15 protein-coding genes and 1 tRNA gene are annotated in these 15,321 nt (G+C 75.0%); 5 read left to right on the top strand and 11 right to left on the bottom strand.

The window, feature by feature from the left end:
- Window positions 1–143 precede the first annotated feature (143 nt).
- The 3 genes from BLW63_RS06335 to BLW63_RS06345 form a co-directional block, all read right to left on the bottom strand.
- On the bottom strand, window positions 144–965 hold the full coding sequence (locus tag BLW63_RS06335) for an ankyrin repeat domain-containing protein (RefSeq protein ID WP_091152650.1): 822 nt from the start codon (window positions 963–965) through the stop codon (window positions 144–146).
- Between the two features lie 132 nt (window positions 966–1,097).
- Window positions 1,098–1,877, bottom strand: coding sequence for an ABC transporter permease (locus BLW63_RS06340; protein WP_091152651.1), 780 nt, complete (start codon window positions 1,875–1,877; stop codon window positions 1,098–1,100).
- A complete protein-coding gene (locus BLW63_RS06345; RefSeq protein ID WP_091152653.1) occupies window positions 1,874–2,797 on the bottom strand; it encodes an ABC transporter ATP-binding protein in 924 nt (307 codons plus the stop codon). The genes BLW63_RS06340 and BLW63_RS06345 overlap by 4 nt, the downstream gene beginning before the upstream one ends.
- Before the next feature lie 255 nt (window positions 2,798–3,052).
- Between BLW63_RS06345 and BLW63_RS06350 the strand changes: the two genes are divergently transcribed.
- The 3 genes from BLW63_RS06350 to BLW63_RS06360 all read left to right on the top strand — a co-directional run bounded on the left by BLW63_RS06350 (window position 3,053) and on the right by BLW63_RS06360 (window position 6,396).
- Window positions 3,053–3,511 (top strand): universal stress protein, encoded by a 459-nt coding sequence (locus tag BLW63_RS06350; RefSeq protein ID WP_091152655.1) that lies wholly within the window; start codon window positions 3,053–3,055, stop codon window positions 3,509–3,511.
- A gap of 116 nt (window positions 3,512–3,627) precedes the next feature.
- The gene (locus BLW63_RS06355) at window positions 3,628–4,593 is read left to right on the top strand and encodes an adenylate/guanylate cyclase domain-containing protein (protein ID WP_244522402.1); all 966 of its coding nucleotides are present in this window, start codon (window positions 3,628–3,630) and stop codon (window positions 4,591–4,593) included.
- Between the two features lie 168 nt (window positions 4,594–4,761).
- Window positions 4,762–6,396, top strand: a complete 1,635-nt coding sequence (locus BLW63_RS06360; protein ID WP_091152657.1) for an ABC-F family ATP-binding cassette domain-containing protein — start codon at window positions 4,762–4,764, stop codon at window positions 6,394–6,396.
- On the opposite strand, the gene BLW63_RS06365 is transcribed toward BLW63_RS06360, so the two are convergent.
- The 5 genes from BLW63_RS06365 to BLW63_RS06385 form a co-directional block, all read right to left on the bottom strand.
- The gene (locus tag BLW63_RS06365) at window positions 6,386–7,147 is read right to left on the bottom strand and encodes a lysophospholipid acyltransferase family protein (RefSeq protein WP_091152659.1); all 762 of its coding nucleotides are present in this window, start codon (window positions 7,145–7,147) and stop codon (window positions 6,386–6,388) included. The genes BLW63_RS06360 and BLW63_RS06365 overlap by 11 nt on opposite strands.
- Before the next feature lie 132 nt (window positions 7,148–7,279).
- Entirely contained in the window at window positions 7,280–7,825 is a 546-nt protein-coding gene (locus BLW63_RS06370; protein WP_091152661.1) for a GNAT family N-acetyltransferase, read from the bottom strand.
- Window positions 7,822–8,940, bottom strand: a complete 1,119-nt coding sequence (locus BLW63_RS06375; RefSeq protein ID WP_091152663.1) for an alpha/beta fold hydrolase — start codon at window positions 8,938–8,940, stop codon at window positions 7,822–7,824. The genes BLW63_RS06370 and BLW63_RS06375 overlap by 4 nt, the downstream gene beginning before the upstream one ends.
- Entirely contained in the window at window positions 8,861–9,256 is a 396-nt protein-coding gene (locus tag BLW63_RS06380) for a hypothetical protein (protein ID WP_091152665.1), read from the bottom strand. Before BLW63_RS06380 ends, BLW63_RS06375 begins: the two co-directional genes overlap by 80 nt.
- Window positions 9,257–9,329: 73 nt before the next feature.
- A complete protein-coding gene (locus tag BLW63_RS06385) occupies window positions 9,330–10,829 on the bottom strand; it encodes a long-chain-fatty-acid--CoA ligase (RefSeq protein WP_091152667.1) in 1,500 nt (499 codons plus the stop codon).
- A 143-nt stretch (window positions 10,830–10,972) separates the two neighbouring features.
- Between BLW63_RS06385 and BLW63_RS06390 the strand changes: the two genes are divergently transcribed.
- Entirely contained in the window at window positions 10,973–11,743 is a 771-nt protein-coding gene (locus BLW63_RS06390; protein ID WP_211517032.1) for an SDR family NAD(P)-dependent oxidoreductase, read from the top strand.
- A gap of 157 nt (window positions 11,744–11,900) precedes the next feature.
- Here the strand turns inward: BLW63_RS06390 and BLW63_RS06395 are convergent.
- From BLW63_RS06395 to BLW63_RS06405, 3 genes are all read right to left on the bottom strand, one after another.
- Window positions 11,901–11,972, bottom strand: a tRNA-Arg gene (locus BLW63_RS06395).
- A 59-nt stretch (window positions 11,973–12,031) separates the two neighbouring features.
- On the bottom strand, window positions 12,032–12,685 hold the full coding sequence (locus BLW63_RS06400; protein ID WP_091152670.1) for a DUF305 domain-containing protein: 654 nt from the start codon (window positions 12,683–12,685) through the stop codon (window positions 12,032–12,034).
- Window positions 12,682–13,455 carry a thioredoxin-like domain-containing protein gene (locus BLW63_RS06405; protein ID WP_091152672.1) on the bottom strand — a complete coding sequence of 258 codons (774 nt, stop codon included), beginning with the start codon at window positions 13,453–13,455 and terminating at the stop codon, window positions 12,682–12,684. The genes BLW63_RS06400 and BLW63_RS06405 overlap by 4 nt, the downstream gene beginning before the upstream one ends.
- A gap of 201 nt (window positions 13,456–13,656) precedes the next feature.
- Between BLW63_RS06405 and argS the strand changes: the two genes are divergently transcribed.
- Entirely contained in the window at window positions 13,657–15,318 is a 1,662-nt protein-coding gene (gene argS, locus BLW63_RS06410; protein WP_091152674.1) for an arginine--tRNA ligase, read from the top strand.
- Window positions 15,319–15,321 lie beyond the last annotated feature (3 nt).

Consider the following 15,321-nt stretch of genomic DNA (forward strand, 5'->3'; position numbering starts at 1 on the left):
ACACGGGGTCGAGTGCCTTCTTCGTCGTCGGTGCACGTCTCGGGACCGGGGCTGGAGTCTACGCCCGCGGTGGCCCCGGACCAGCCGTTCGGCGGCCGGTGGACCCGGGGCGGCTCGACGCGGGGCTCCGGGGCACGATGGCGTCAGTCCATGGCGCCGCGGGCCACGAGCAGGTCGGCCAGGGCGTCGTGCACGGTCGCCTGAGCTGCGTCGTCCCGGCGGTTGCGGGCCGCGGCGACCCGGCTGATGTCGAGGGCGCTGGCGCCGTCGGCGGTGGTGGCGTTGACGTCGGCTCCCGCGTCCAGCAGTTCGCGGACCACCTCGGGCGCGTCGTGCCCGGGACCGGCGGCCACGGCGGCGTGCAGCGGGGAGCGGCCGGTGTCGGGCTCGCGCCGGTTGACGTCGGCACCGGCGGCCAGCAGCAGGCGGACCAGCTCCAGCCGCGTGCGGCCCGCGGCGGCGTGCAGCGCGCCGCGATCGGCGTCCGCGCCCCGGTCCAGCAGCGTCCGGGCGCTGGCCGCGGCGCCACCGGCCGTGGCGAGGGTCAGCAGGTCCACGCCGGTCACCGGGTCGGCCAGCGGCGCGCCGTCGTCCAGCTCGGTCCGCAGTCGCTCCGCGTCGTCGAGGTAGGCGGCGCTGGCCGCGTCCACCGGTGCGCCCAGCTCGCGCAGCAGGGGGACGAGGGCGGGTGCCGACTCCAGTGCGGTGTGCAGCGGGTCCCGGCCGTGCTCGGTGCGGGCGGAGAGGTAGGCCCCCGCTTCGACGAGCAGCCGCACCACCTCGCCCTGCCCCTCCGCGACGGCCACGTGCAGCGGCGTCCAGCCGCCCTGGCCGTCGCGCTCCACGGTGCTGCCGAGCAGGCGGGGGGAGTCCTGGACGGCGGCGCGGACGGCCTCGAGGTCGCCGTCGGCGATCAGCCGGCCGAGCCGCGGGGCGGTCATGCGCGTGGTGGTGGACGTGGTCATGCGGGGGATCCCCGTTCCGATCGGGTGCGGTGCTCGGTGCGGTCAGGCCCTCGGTCCCCTGCAGGCCCTGCCGTGGCCCCGTCCCGGGTCCCGCCCTGAGCCTGCGGAGGGTGGAGAGGACGGGGTCCTCTTTCAGACGACGTCGCGGCGGACGGCGAGCAGAGTGCCGAGCAGTGCTGCCACCAGACCGTAGCCGAGCAGCAACAGACCGCCCTGCCACGGTTCGAGGAGGTCCGGGCCGTCGAGGGTCGCCGTCAGCGCCTCCAGTGCACCGCCGGGCAACCACTTGTAGGCCCCGGCGATCGCGCTGATCTGTCGGACGATCGCCTCGACGACGAACAGGTATACGAGCCCGCCCACGATTGCGCCCACCTGGTTGCGCACCAGAGCGCCGAGGCCGACGCCGATGACGGTGTAGATGACCAGGGCGAGTCCGCTGCTGGCGAGCACCCTCAGGTTGTCGCCGGTCAGTTCCGGCACCGCACCCCGGGCGCCGGCGGCCACCGCCACCACGCCGTAGTTGACGGCCACCACGACGAGCGCGAAGGGCACCGCGACCAGCGCGTAGGCGGTGAGCTTGGCGACGACGACCCGGCCGCGCCGGGGCGTGGTGAGGAACGTCGGCGTGGCCGTGCGGTGCCGGTACTCCTGGGTCATCCCGATGATGCCGAGGATCAGGAACAGCACGGTGACGTTGGCGCCGATGGCCAGCACGAGCTGCTCGAACTGTTCGGTGCCGACGGGCGGGAGCCCGCCCGGGGGGCCGCCCTGGGCGCTGCCCGGGGTGTCTCCGGCGAACGAGGTGAACAGCACCACGAAGCCGGCCACCAGGACACAGGCGCCGGCCAGCAGGCCGATCCACACCCGGGTCGTGAACAGCTTGGTCCACTCGGCACGGACAAGCGCGGTCATCGGGCGGCCCCCTGGGATGCGGCGAACTGCTCCTGGCCGGCGGTGAGCCGGAAGTACAGCTCCTCCAGGCCGCTGGTCTCCGCGCGCAGCTCGTGCAGCTCGACACCGGCCCGGAAGGCGTGCGCCCCCACCGTGGCCGGCGTCGTCCCGGTTACCGTGACTCGGCCGTCCTCAGCGGGACCGACGCTCAGCCCGGCGACGCGGAGGACCTCGGCGAGCCGGCCGGCCTCGGGACTGCGCACCAGCACCGCCCCGCTGCCCTGCGTGCCGGAGCGCAGCTCGGCGATCGAGCCCTCGCGGACCAGCCGCCCGGCGCCCACGATCACCACACGGTCGGCGGTCTGCTCCATCTCGGCCAGCAGGTGGCTGGAGACCAGCACCGTGCGCCCCTCGGTGTGCGCGAGGTGGCGCAGGAAGCCACGCAGCCACTGGATGCCCTCGGGGTCCAGCCCGTTGGCCGGCTCGTCGAGCACCAGCACCGCCGGGTCGCCCAGCAGTGCGGTGGCCAGCGCCAGCCGCTGCCGCATCCCCAGCGAGTAGCCGCCCGCGCGGCGCCGGCCGGCGTCGGCCAGACCGACCTGGGCGAGCACCTCGTCGGCGCGCGAGACCGGCAACCCGGCTGCCCGGCAGTAGACCCGCAGGTGGTTGCGCCCGGACCGGGCGGGGTGGAACGCGGTCTCCAGCACCGCGCCGACCGTGCGCACGGGCGAGAGGAGGTCGGCGTAGGCGACGCCGTCGAAGGTCGCCGTCCCCGCGTCGGGCTGCTCCAGGCCCAAGGCCATGCGCAGCGTGGTGGTCTTGCCCGCGCCGTTGGGGCCGAGGAAGCCGGTGATGGACCCCGGCTCGACGGTGAAGCTGAGGTCGTCGACGGCGCGGACGGCGCCGAAGCTCTTGCTGAGGCCGCGGACCTCGACCCGCACGGGATCGCGGTGGCGGCTGTTGCCGGGGTGGATGGCGCTCTCCTCGCATCGGCCGGGCGACGTCCTCCATCCAAGCGCACCGGGCGTCTCCGCCGGCACCCTCCGGTCCGGTCCCGCGCGTGTCCCGGCGTGACCCCGCGCACACCTCCTGATCGGCGCGTTCGGTAGGTTGCCCGGTCGGGCGGGTGAGCCGCCTCCCGGCCGGCCGGAGCAGCGCCGCTCGAGGCGGCCCGGGAAGGCCATCGAGGAGGGTCCGTGAGCGCCTACCGCACGGTGGTCGTCGGGACCGACGGGTCGGAGTCCTCGCTGCGGGCGGTGCGCCGTGCCGGGGCCCTCGCCGGGGCGTGCGGCGCGCGGCTGGTGATCGTGTGCGCCTACCTGCCGTCGCGGGCGGACGAGCGCGAGGCGCGCCGTGCCCAGGACCAGCCCGGCGAGGACGGGTACCAGGTGGTCGGGTCCGCGCCGGCGGACGACACCGTGCGGCAGGCCGCGGAGGAGGCCGTCGCGGCCGGCGCAGGGGAGGTCGAGGAGATGGCCGTCGTCGGCTCACCGGTGGAGACCCTGCTCGACGTCGTCACCCGCGCGCAGGCGGACCTGCTCGTCGTCGGCAACCGCGGGCTCAGCAGCCTCAAGGGCCGGCTGATCGGGTCGGTGCCGGCCGACGTTACCCGCCGCTCGTCGGTCGACGTCCTGGTCGTCCACACGACGGGCTGACGGCCCTGCCGCCCACCGGACCCGACGACCTCCCGGACGCACAGGACGCCCGGGAGGTCCTGGAGCGCCTCCTGCTCGGCGGACCGCGGCGGTACACGCGGCTGCAGGTCGGCAGCATGGCCAACATGCCGTCCGAGCGCACCCGGCGGCTGTGGCGGGCGCTCGGCTTCCCCGACGCCGCCGACGACGACCCGGTCTTCACCGACGCCGACATCCAGGCGCTGGCCCTGCTCTCGGTGCTCATCGACACCGGCTTCGTCGACGAGGACTCCGAGGCCTCGATCGTCCGGGCGATGGCGCAGTCGCTCTCCCGGCTGGCCGACTGGCAGACCGACATGCTCGCCGACGTGCTCAGCCGGGGGGACGAGACGGGGGCGGCCCCCAGCGACCCGGAGCGGGCGGTCGAGGGCACCCGCCGGCTGTTGCCGCTGCTGCGGGCGCTGCAGGACTACGTGTGGCGGCGCCACCTGGCCGCCAACGCGGGGCGACTGCTGGACAGCGGCGGCGGGGACCGCCGGGAGCTCGCCGTCGGCTTCGCCGACCTGGTCGGCTACACCACCCGCAGCCGTGGCATGGGCGGGCGGGAGCTCGGCGCCATGGTCGAGGACTTCGAGAGCACCGCCAGCGAGGTCATCGCGCGTCACCACGGCCGGGTGGTCAAGACGGTGGGCGACGGCGTCCTCTACACCGCCGCCTCGGCGATCGACGCCGTGGAGATCGGGCTGGAGCTGCCCGAGGCCTGGGAGGCCGAGGACCGCCCGCCGCTGCGGGTCGGCGCCGCGTACGGCACGGTGCTCACCCACCTCGGCGACGTGTACTCGCCGGTGGTGAACCTGGCCAGCCGGCTCACCTCGATCGCCCGGCCCGGCACGCTGCTGGTCGACCGCGACCTCGCCCGCCGGCTGCGCGGTCTGCCCCGCTACCGGGTGCGGCCGCTGCGCCGGGTGTCGGTGCGCGGCTACGACGACCTGCAGCCCTGGCGGGTGGAGCGCCGTCCGCCGGGCCAGGCCGACCTGGCGCTGGAGATCATGCTCGACGAGATGGCCGACGAGGTCCTCGACGAGGACGACCCCGGGGAGTGAGGGGCCCGGCTCCTCGGCCTTCCGGAGGACCCAGTCCTCCCCACCCTCCGCGAGCTCGGGGCGGGACCCGGGACGGGGCCTCGCGGCGAGCCTCTGGACGGGGCCGGCCGGAGCGGGTCCTCCTACCGGTTCGCGCTGCCGCCGTTCGGCTTGGCACCCTGGTGTCCCGTGAGTGCCACGCTCGTCGCCCGCGGCCTGGCCGCCGGTCACGGTGCCCGCGTCCTCTTCTCCGACCTCGACCTCGTCGTCGCCCCCGGCGACGTCGTCGGGCTGGTCGGGGTCAACGGCGCGGGCAAGTCCACCCTGCTGCGCACCCTGGCCGGTGAGCTGCCGGCCGAGTCGGGCAGCGTGACCGTCAGCCCGCCGACGGCGACCCTCGGGTACCTGCCGCAGGAGCACGAGCGCCGGCCGGGGGAGACGGTGCGCCAGGCACTGGCCCGCCGGACCGGGGTCGCCGCCGCGCAGGCCGCGCTCGACACCGCCACGACGGCGCTGACCGAGGGCGCCGACGGCGCGGACGACGCCTACACCGAGGCGCTGGAGCGCTGGCTGGCCCTCGGCGGGGCCGACCTCGACGAGCGCGCGGCTCAGGTCGTCGGCGAGGTGGCGCCCGGGGTGGCCCTCGACGCGCCGACCACCGGCCTCTCCGGGGGGCAGGCCGCGCGGCTCGGGCTGGCCGGGCTGCTGCTCTCGCGCTACGACGTCCTGCTGCTCGACGAGCCGACCAACGACCTGGACCTGGCCGGTCTCGAACAGCTGGAGCGCTTCGTCACCGGGGCGCGCAGCGGCATCGTCGTCGTCAGCCACGACCGGGAGTTCCTCGCCCGCACGGTCACCCGCGTGGTCGAGCTGGACCTGGCCCAGCAGCTGGTGCGGGTGCACGACGGCGGCTACGAGGCCTACCTCGTCGAGCGCGAGGTGGCCCGGCGGCACGCCCGCGAGGAGTACGAGGAGTACGCGGAGACGAGGGCCGGGTTGGAGGCGCGGGCCCGCATGCAGCGCAACTGGCTGGCCAAGGGCGTGCGGGACGCGGTGAAGAAGCAGAAGGACCCGGACAAGTTCATCAAGGCCCACAACCGGGCGACGGCGGAGAAGCAAGGTGCCAAGGCCAAGCAGACCGAGCGGATGATCGAGCGGCTGGAGGTGGTCGAGGAGCCGCGCAAGGAGTGGGAGCTGCGGATGGAGATCGCCGCCGCGCCGCGCGCCGGCGCGGTCGTCGCCACGCTCGCCGGCGCGGTCGTGCGCCGCGGTGACTTCACCCTCGGCCCGGTCGACCTGCAGCTGGACTGGGGCGACCGCGTGGTCATCACCGGCCCCAACGGCAGCGGGAAGTCCACGCTGCTCGCGGCGCTGCTGGGTCGGGTGCCGTTGGACGAGGGCCGCGGCGGGCTGGGTCCGTCGGTGCGGATCGGCGAGATCGACCAGGCCCGCGGCGCGTTCCTCGGCGCCGAGCCGCTGCTGGAGGCCTTCGTCGCGGAGGTGCCCGACCGGTCCACGGCCGACGTGCGCACTCTCCTGGCCAAGTTCGGGCTCACCGCCGAGCACGTGCTGCGCGCGGCCGACACGCTCTCGCCGGGCGAGCGGACCCGGGCCGGGCTGGCGCTGCTGCAGGCCCGCGGGGTCAACGTGCTGGTCCTCGACGAGCCGACCAACCATCTCGACCTGCCGGCCATCGAGCAGCTGGAGCAGGCGCTGGCGGGCTACCGCGGCACGCTGCTGCTGGTCACCCACGACCGCCGGATGCTCGCCGCCGTCGACACCACCCGCCGGGTCACCGTCGAGGACGGCCGGGTCATCGAGTGAGCGGACCTCGCTGCCCCTCGCCCTGGGCCCCGTTCACGGCACCGCCCTGAGCTGGCGAAGGGCGGGGAGGACGGGGTCCTTCTGCTGCAGCGAGGCCGGCCTCCAGAGCCGCGGCCACCGCGTACTCGGCCGTCGTCGCCAGCTCCTGCGGCGTCGCCCCGGCGGAGGACAGCGCGGGCAGCAGGTGCACCTCCACGACGGTGCCCGGGGAGGCAGCCAGCCAGCGCATCGCCGCCATGGTCGAGCGTCCGCCGGGAGGCGGGGACGCCGCGCCGCGCCAGCGGACGGCGACCGGGCACACCGCGGCGCCGGTGTCCACCGCGGCGGCCAGCAGAGCGGGGGAGAAGCGGCCCAGACCTTGGCCACTCCACACGCCCTCCTCGGGGCGAATGCTGACCGGCGTCCCCATGCGCAGCTGGGTGGCGACCCGCGCGGAGATCGCGGGGACCGTCGGCACCGGCACGCCCGCGAGCCGGTCGGGGACCCCGGCGAGCGCGGCGCCGGGGACGACGGTGAGCAGTGCCAGCGGGTCCAGGGCGGTCGCCGTGTTCGAGACCAGCAGCGGCCCGGTGCCGGTGCGCGGCCAGGCCGTGGCCGGCACGTGGACCTCGACGCGCACGCCCAGGCCGGTCAGCACGCGGGCGGCGCCGCAGACGCTGCGGCGCCGGCTGCTGCCCACGGGCGGACGGAGCCGGCCGGCGGCGACGGTGGCGCCGACGCGCAGCCAGTGGGACGAGGTCGCAGCGGTCACGGTGCCTCCCGGGACGCCTGGCGGACCCGGTGCGGGCCCGCTCGCACCACGAGCGTCGCGGGCGGAGGTGTCGCGCCGGGAACGTCCGGGGGACCCCGACGGGACGGTCGCGGGACGATCGCGTGCCGGGTGTCAGGAAGGCGTGTCGAGCGCCTCCGGGAGGCCGACCGCGGCCATTCCGGCCCAGGTCTCGCCGACGTGGTGGGCCAGCACCATGAGGTCGCGCAGCTGCCCGTCGCGGTCGCGGATGTGGTCCGCGAGCAGCGCCTCCCCGGTGAACCCGAGACCGGTGAACAGCGCCAGGGCCGGGCCCTGGTCGGCGACGACCTCGACGACGAGCTTGGTCAGGCCCGCCTCGAGGGCCTGCACCACGGCGTGCCGGGCCAGTTCCCGGCCCAGCCCGGCGCCACGGCCGGCGGGCGCGACCACCAGCCGCACCTCGCCCACGTGGTCGGACCAGCCGGGCAGCCGGAGGACGGCGACGTAGCCGAGCACCCGGTCGCCGCCGTCCACCGCCACCCAGCGGTCCACCCCGGGCGAGCCGGCCGCCCAGCCGCGCACGACGTCGGGGTCGGTGACGTCCTCGCGGATGAAGGTCCGGTCGCCCTCGGGCAGGTCGGCGAAGAAGCGCACCAGGGCCTCGCAGTGCGCCTCGGTCAGCGGGACCACGGCGGTCACCGGGTGACCTCCTCGGCCGCCAGCGGCTCGCTGCGCCGCCGGAGGAAGTCGATGATCGTCGGCACCGTCGTCCGGGCCGCCGTCCGGCCCACCACCAGGCCCATGTGCCCGGCCGGGAGCCGCAGCTCGTGCTTGTCGGAGGAGCCGACCAGGTCGATCAGGGGCGCACTCGCCTCGGGCGGGACGATGTGGTCGCGGTCGGCCCGGACGGTCAGGAACGGCCACCGGATGTCGGAGAGGTGCACGCGGTCGCCGCCCACCGTCAGCCGGTCGGTGACCATCCCGTTGTCCCGCACGAGCATCCGCACCGTCTCCTCCGCGGCGGCGCCGGGGAACGGCACGTGGTCGTCCGACCAGCCGGTCATGGCCTGGTAGCCGGCGACGTACTCGTCGTTCCAGAGGCGCTCCCACAGCGTCACGTAGCGGGTCACCTCCGCGGTGGGGGTCAGCGTCTTGAAGCCCTGCAGGACCACCCGCGGCGGCACGTTGCCGTCGGCGTCCAGCACGTCGGAGACCTCCAGGCCGCCGACCCGGAAGAGGTCGGCCAGCGGGCCCATGTGCCGGAAGTCCACCGGCGTGGCCAACACGGTGAGGCTGCGGACGGGCGCGTCGGGGTGGTGGGCCGCGTAGAGGAGGGCGAGGTCGCCGCCGAAGCAGTAGCCGACCAGGGTGACCTCGTCGGCCCCGGAGACCTCCAGCACCCGCTCGACGCCGGCCGGGATGTAGTCGTCGACGTAGTCCTCGAGGGTGTTGGCCGCGTCCCGCTCGTCGGGCTCCCCCCAGTCGAGCAGGTAGACGTCGAAGCCGGCCTTCAGCAGCTGCTCGACGAAGCTGTTGCCGGGCGCCAGGTCGAGGATGTAGCTGCGGCTGACCAGGCTGAACACGACGAGCAGCGGTGGGGAGTACGTCACGCCGCCGTGGGTCTCGGGGTCGTTGCGGTAGTGCCACAACTGGGTCCGGCCGCGCTGCCAGACGACGTCCTTGGGCGTCCGCCCGACGTCGGGCCGGGCGACGCCGCTGACCAGCCGGAGACCGTTACGGGCGCGCAGGGCGTTGCGCTCGACGTCGCGCCGGACGCGGTCGAGGACCGTCTGGGGACTGGGCACTGTCGGCATCGGTCTCCTCGGGGGTGTGGCGGCGCTCCGTCCCTCGTTGCGCGGCCTCGAGCTGCAGGGTGAGCCGGCGGACCTCGCGGTCGAGGGCGCCGACCTGGGCGCGCAGCCGGCTGACGTCGGTCCCGGCCGGCAGGTCCAGCAGGTGCCAGAAGCGGGTCGTGGCCCCTCGTGTCGTGCTGCGGGCCAGGGTGACCGCCCGGCGGGTCAAGGCGGCGCCGACGGTGAAGGCCTCGGTGCGGACCAGCTCCTCGGCCCGCGGCGTCACCCGGCGCTCGACGGCGTCGAAGGCCTGTCGCCACAGCGGCGGCTCGGTCATGCGCCCTCCTCGCCGGCGCTCGTCGGTCGCCCGACCGCGGCTGCCGTGCCCGCCCGTGAGCTCGCGGGCCCGCTCACGTCCGCACCTCCGCGGGGAGCTCGACGGCGCGGCGCAGGATCTTCCCCGTCGGGCCCTTGGGCAGGGACTCGACCAGCCAGACGTGCCGCGGGTACTTGTAGGCGGCCACCCGCTCCCTGACCCAGGCGCGCAGCTCGTCGGGGTCGGCCTGCTGCCCGGGCTTGAGGGCCACCGCGGCGGCGACCTCCTCGCCGAGCTCCGGGTGCGGGACGCCGATGCAGGCGGCCTCGGCGACCGCGGGGTGCTCGTAGAGCGCCTCCTCGATCTCCCGCGGGTACACGTTGTAGCCGCCGCGGATGATCATCTCCTTCTTGCGGTCGACGATGGCGAAGTAGCCGTCCTCGTCCTGCCGGGCCAGGTCACCGGTGCGGAACCAGCCGTCCGGGATGGCCTTGGCCGTCTCCTCCGGCTTGCCCCAGTAGCCCTTCATGACGTTCTCGCCGCGAATGGCGATCTCTCCGACGTCGCCGGGCCGGACGTCGCGGCCCTCGTCGTCCACCAGCCGCATCTCCACGCCGCGGATCGGGGTGCCGATCGTGCCCGGCTTGCGCTCGGCGTGCGGGTGGTTGAACGAGGCGACCGGAGAGGTCTCGGAGAGGCCGTAGCCCTCCAGCACGATGCAGCCGAAGGCCTCCTCGAAGCCCCGCATGACCTCGACCGGCATGGCCGAGCCGCCGGAGACGCACAGCCGCAGGCTGGAGACGTCGTAGCGGTCCCGGTCGGCCTGGTGCAGCATCGCCGAGAACATCGTCGGCACGCCCTCGAAGACGGTCACCCGGTCGCGCGCGATGATCGACAGCGCCTTCGCACCGTCGAAGCGGGGGAGCAGGGTCAGGCAGGCCCCGGCCAGGACGCCGGCGTTGAGCGCGCAGGTCAGCCCGAAGACGTGGAACAGCGGCAGGCACCCCATGATCACGTCGTCCGGCGTGCCCTCCAGCAGGGTCTCCTGCGTGGTGCGGGCGTTGCCGCTCAGGTTGGCGTGGGTCAGCTCGGCGCCCTTGGGCGGGCCGGTGGTCCCCGAGGTGTAGAGGATGACGGCCGCGTCCTGGTCGTCCCGCGGCTCGAGGTCCCCGTTGCCGGACCCGCCCAGCGTCGCGCCGGCGTCGACCGGGTCGACGGTCGCCGAGTCGACGCCCACGGCCGCTGCGGCCTCGGTGGCCGCGTCAGCGATGGCGTCCAGCGCCACCACCAGGCGGGCGCCGGAGTCGCGCAGGTAGTACTCGACCTCGCGCGCCTTGAGCAGCGGGTTCATCGGGACGACGGCGGCGCCGGCCATCAGCGCGCCGTAGAAGACCACCGGGAAGCTCAGCACGTTCGGCAGGACCATCCCCACCCGGTCGCCGGGCCGCACCCCGCGCGACCGCAGGCCCGCGGCCACGCCGGCGGCGGTCTCCCGGAAGCCGTCGTACGTCAGGACGGCGTCGTCCATGCGGAGCGCCGGACGGTCGCCGTGCTGCGCCGCCGTGTCGAGCAGGTGCTGTGCCAGGTTGGCCACGGGTCCTCCGCACGGGATCGGGAACGGGTCCGGCCCCTACCCGTCGCAGCTGTGGTCTACCCCACACGTCCGTCGGGGCCGCGGTGGCGGGTCGGCCGCCGGGGCGACAGGCTCAGGGCCCACCGACGACGACGGGAGCGCACGTGACGGACAGCTCGGTCCTGGACATGTTCCGGCTCGACGGTCGGGTGGCGATCGTGACGGGGGCGTCCTCCGGCCTCGGCGCGGTCTTCGCCCGCGCCCTGGCCCAGGCCGGCGCCGACGTCGCGCTCGGCGCCCGCCGCGAGGACCGGCTGGGCGAGACCCGGGCGGCGGTCGAGGCGGCCGGCCGGCGGGCGATCACGGTGCGCACCGACGTCGCCCGGCCCGAGGACTGCCAGGGGCTCGTGGACGCCACCATGGCCGAGTTCGGGAAGGTCGACGTCCTGGTCAACAACGCCGGCGTCGGAACCGCCGTGCCGGCCACCCGGGAGACCCCGGAGCAGTTCCGCTCGGTGATCGACGTGAACCTCAACGGCTGCTACTGGATGGCGCAGGCCTGCGCGCGGGTGATGCAGCCGGGCAGCTCGATCGTGAACATCTCCAGCATCCTCGGGCTGACCACCGCGGGGCTGCCCCAGGCCGCCTACGCCGCGAGCAAGGCCGGGCTGATCGGGCTCACCCGCGACCTGGCGCAGCAGTGGACCGGCCGCAAGGGCATCCGGGTCAATGCGCTGGCGCCCGGCTTCTTCGAGTCGGAGATGACCGACATGTACCCGGAGGGCTACATCGAGGGCCAGCTGTCCCGGGTGCTGGCCGGCCGCAAGGGCGACCCGATGGAGCTGGCGGCGGCGCTGGTCTTCCTGGTCAGCGACGCCGGCGGTTACGTCACGGGGACGACGCTGCCGGTCGAGGGTGGCCTGCTGACGAGCTGAGCTCCACGGCCCGCGGTGCTCGCGATCATCGGCGTTCGGCTGCCCGACTCGCCGGTGGGAGCAGCCACCCGCCGATGATCACGGCTGGATCGGTGTCGCCGCCAGCCCGGATACGCGAGAGGCCCCGCCGGGGACGGCGGGGCCTCTCGGTGCTGGGTGCCCCCGGCAGGATTCGAACCTGCGCACCCGCCTCCGGAGGGCGGTGCTCTATCCCCTGAGCTACGGGGGCTCTGCGGTGGGGCGTCGTAGAACCTACCAGCCCCACCGCGGCGTCCTGAGAGCGGTGCGTCAGGGCGCGGGCAGCGGGGTGCTCCCGCGCGCGGCGAGCATCCGCTCCATCGTCGTGACCTCCGCCGTCTGGGTCTCGGCGATCGTGCCGGCCAGGCCGGCGACGGCGGGGACGGCGGCGTGCTCGGCGGCGTACCGCGCCATCTCGAAGCCGCCCTGGTGGTGCCGGATCATCAGCCGCAGGAACTCGACGTCGAACTCCGTGCCCGACAGGGAGCGCAGCCGCGTCAGCTCGGACTCGGTGGCCATCCCCGGCATCAGGCCGCCGTGCGCGGCCGAGGGGTCGTGCCCGCCGTGACCGCCGTCCGAGGCCATCCACGCCATCGTGTCCCCGCCGGTCGGCGGCAGGCCCCACAGCGCCAGCCAGCCCTGCATCCGCCCGACCTGGTTCTGCTGGGTCTCGGCGATGTCGAACGCCAGCCGGCGGACCTCCGGGTCGGTGCTGCGCTCCGGCACCAGGTTCGCCATCTCCACGCCCTGCAGGTGGTGCCGGGACATGTCGCGGGCGAAGCCGGCCGCCACCGAGTCCGCGGCCGGCGCCGGGTCCGCGCGGCCGATGCCCAGGGCCACCGCGGCGCCCCCGCCGATCAGGACCAGCCCGACGGCGACGACCGCCAGCAGCAGGACCCGGAGCGGGCTGCGCGCGGCGGTCACGGGGCGCCGGTCTCGGCCCCGGTCGAGGTCGGGGCGTCGGTCGTCATCGACGCGGCGCCGCGGCTGCCGTCGCCCACGACCAGCGGGTCGCTGGTGAACTGCGGGTTCTCGCAGCTGGCGCCCGGCTCGGGGAAGAACTCCTGGTTGTAGGTCAGGAAGTCGGCGAACTGCTCGATCCGCGGGTCGTCGGCCGAGTCGACCTTCAGCTGGTGGTTCCAGGACTGCAGGCTGACCGGGGAGTCCTGCCCGGGGTTGGGGGAGAGCATCCGGCCGGACTCGCTGGTCACGTCGGTGAGCGTCTGCAGCGGGTCCCCGGTGACGACCTCGGGGTCGTAGGTGATCCACACGGCGCCGTGCTCCATGCTGTGGACGGCGTTCTCCAGCCGAATCTGCACGTCGTAGACGGTGCCGGTGCAGTCGGCCCACTCGCCGTCGTGCGGCCCGCCCACCGGCGGGGACTGCTCGTAGGTGACCGGGGTGGTCACGTGCTCCTGGCCGGCGGCGTAGTCGAAGGTCTGCACGCCCTCGATCTCGTCGACGGCGTCGACCCGGTTGGCCTCGGACTCGTTGACCTGCAGCACCGCGTACGTCAGGACGGCGGCGGCGAACACCAGGACGGCGACCGCGGCGGCGATCAGCCCCCACGGCCGCTGCGGCGCGACGACGTTGGTCACCGGCGGGCGCGTGCGCCCGCCCTTCCCGCCTGCCGCGCCGGCCCTGCTGGCTCCGCCGCGCGTGCGGCCGGGCTCGGGCTTGCGGTCCTTGGCCAAGGCCTCTCCTGGGTGCTCGGTGGGGAACAGTGGTCTCCGGCCGCGTGCCCGCGTGGGTCCGGCCGGGCAGCGCGGCGACTCCGGCGCGGCTGTCCGGCGACCGAGTCTAGGTCCGGAAGGTGAACGGCCCCTCGGCGCGCGGGGTTCCTGAGGTGAGGAAGCCCGCACGGGACGCAGGAGGCCGGTCAGTACGCTCGTGCGGTGACACCCGAGCAGCTGCAGGCCGTCGTCCGCACCGCCGTGGGCGCGGTCGTCGAGCGTGGCGCGCTGTCCGTCGAGGTGCCCGCCGAGGTCGTGGTCGAGCGGCCGAAGAACCCCGAGCACGGCGACTACGCCACGAACGTGGCGCTGCGGCTGGCCAAGCCGGCCGGCCGGCCGCCGCGCGAGGTGGCCGAGCTGCTCGCCGCGGAGCTGCGGGCGCACCCGGGCACCGCCTCCGTCGACGTCGCGGGCCCCGGCTTCCTCAACATCACCCTGGCGCAGGGCGCGCTGGGGAGGATCGCGGTCGACGCGGTCACCGCGGGCCCCGCCTACGGGCACACCGACGCCCTGGCCGGGCAGCGGCTGAACCTGGAGTTCGTCTCGGCCAACCCGACCGGGCCGGTGCACATCGGCGGCACCCGGTGGGCCGCGGTCGGCGACGCGCTCGGCCGGCTGCTGGAGGCCAGCGGTGCCACGGTGACGCGGGAGTACTACTTCAACGACGCCGGCGCGCAGATCGACCGGTTCGCCCGCAGCCTGATGGCCGCGGCAGCCGGCCGGCCGGTGCCCGAGGACGGCTACGCGGGCGACTACATCCACGAGATCGCCGCCCAGGTCGTTGCCGCCGAGCCCGGCGTGCTCGAGCTGCCCGACGAGCAGCAGCAGGAGCGCTTCCGCGAGCGCGGCGTCGAGCTGATGTTCGCCGAGATCAAGCGGACGCTCGCCGCGTTCGGCGTCCGGTTCGACGTCTACTTCAGCGAGCGCACGCTGCACGAGACCGGTGCCCTGGAGAAGGCGATCGCGCGGCTGCGGGAGAACGGCCACGTCTACGAGGCCGACGGCGCCACCTGGCTGCGGACCACCGACTTCGGCGACGACAAGGACCGCCCGCTGGTCAAGAGCGACGGCGACCCGACCTACTTCGCCGCCGACTGCGCCTACTACCTGGACAAGCGCTCCCGCGGCTTCGACAAGGTCGTGATCATGCTCGGCGCGGACCACGCCGGGTACGTCGGCCGGTACAAGGCGCTCGTCGCGGCGGTCGGCGACGACCCCGAGGCGAACCTGGAGATCCTGCTCGGCCAGCTGGTCAACCTGGTCCGCGACGGCGCGCCGGTGCGGATGAGCAAGCGGGCCGGCACCGTCGTCCTGCTCGAGGACCTCATGGAGGCCGTCGGGGCCGACGCCGCCCGCTACGCCCTGGCGCGTGCCTCGGTCGACCAGCAGATCGACCTCGACCTCGACCTGTGGAGCCGGCAGACCAACGACAACCCGGTCTTCTACGTGCAGTACGCGCACGCCCGGATCTCCTCCGTGCTGCGCAACGCCGCCGACCTCGGGGTCGCGCTCGGCGAGCCGGGGGACGTCGACGTCGCCGAGCTGACCCACGAGCGGGAGAACGACCTGCTCCGCGCGATCGGCGAGTTCCCGCGGGTGCTCACCTCGGCCGCCGAGCTGCGCGCCCCGCACCGGGTGGCCCGCTACCTCGAGGAGCTGGCCGGCACCTACCACCGCTTCTACGACTCCTGCCGCGTGCTGCCGCGGGGCGACGAGTCGGCGACCCCGCTGACCACCGCCCGGCTGTGGCTGTGCGCGGCGACCGCCGTGGTGCTGCGCAACGGCCTCGGCGTGCTCGGCGTCAGCGCCCCGGAGCGGATGTGAGCA

The organism is Geodermatophilus africanus (assembly GCF_900107105.1).
Taxonomy (GTDB): domain Bacteria; phylum Actinomycetota; class Actinomycetes; order Mycobacteriales; family Geodermatophilaceae; genus Geodermatophilus; species Geodermatophilus africanus.

What these genes read in the sequence shown, in the direction of transcription:
- BLW63_RS06335 (WP_091152650.1), bottom strand. Translation starts at nt 965, where the DNA reads ATGACCACGTCCACCACCACGCGCATGACCGCCCCGCGGCTCGGCCGG.
- BLW63_RS06340 (WP_091152651.1), bottom strand. Translation starts at nt 1,877, where the DNA reads ATGACCGCGCTTGTCCGTGCCGAGTGGACCAAGCTGTTCACGACCCGG.
- BLW63_RS06355 (WP_244522402.1), top strand. Translation starts at nt 3,628, where the DNA reads ATGGCCAACATGCCGTCCGAGCGCACCCGGCGGCTGTGGCGGGCGCTC.
- BLW63_RS06375 (WP_091152663.1), bottom strand. Translation starts at nt 8,940, where the DNA reads ATGCCGACAGTGCCCAGTCCCCAGACGGTCCTCGACCGCGTCCGGCGC.
- BLW63_RS06380 (WP_091152665.1), bottom strand. Translation starts at nt 9,256, where the DNA reads ATGACCGAGCCGCCGCTGTGGCGACAGGCCTTCGACGCCGTCGAGCGC.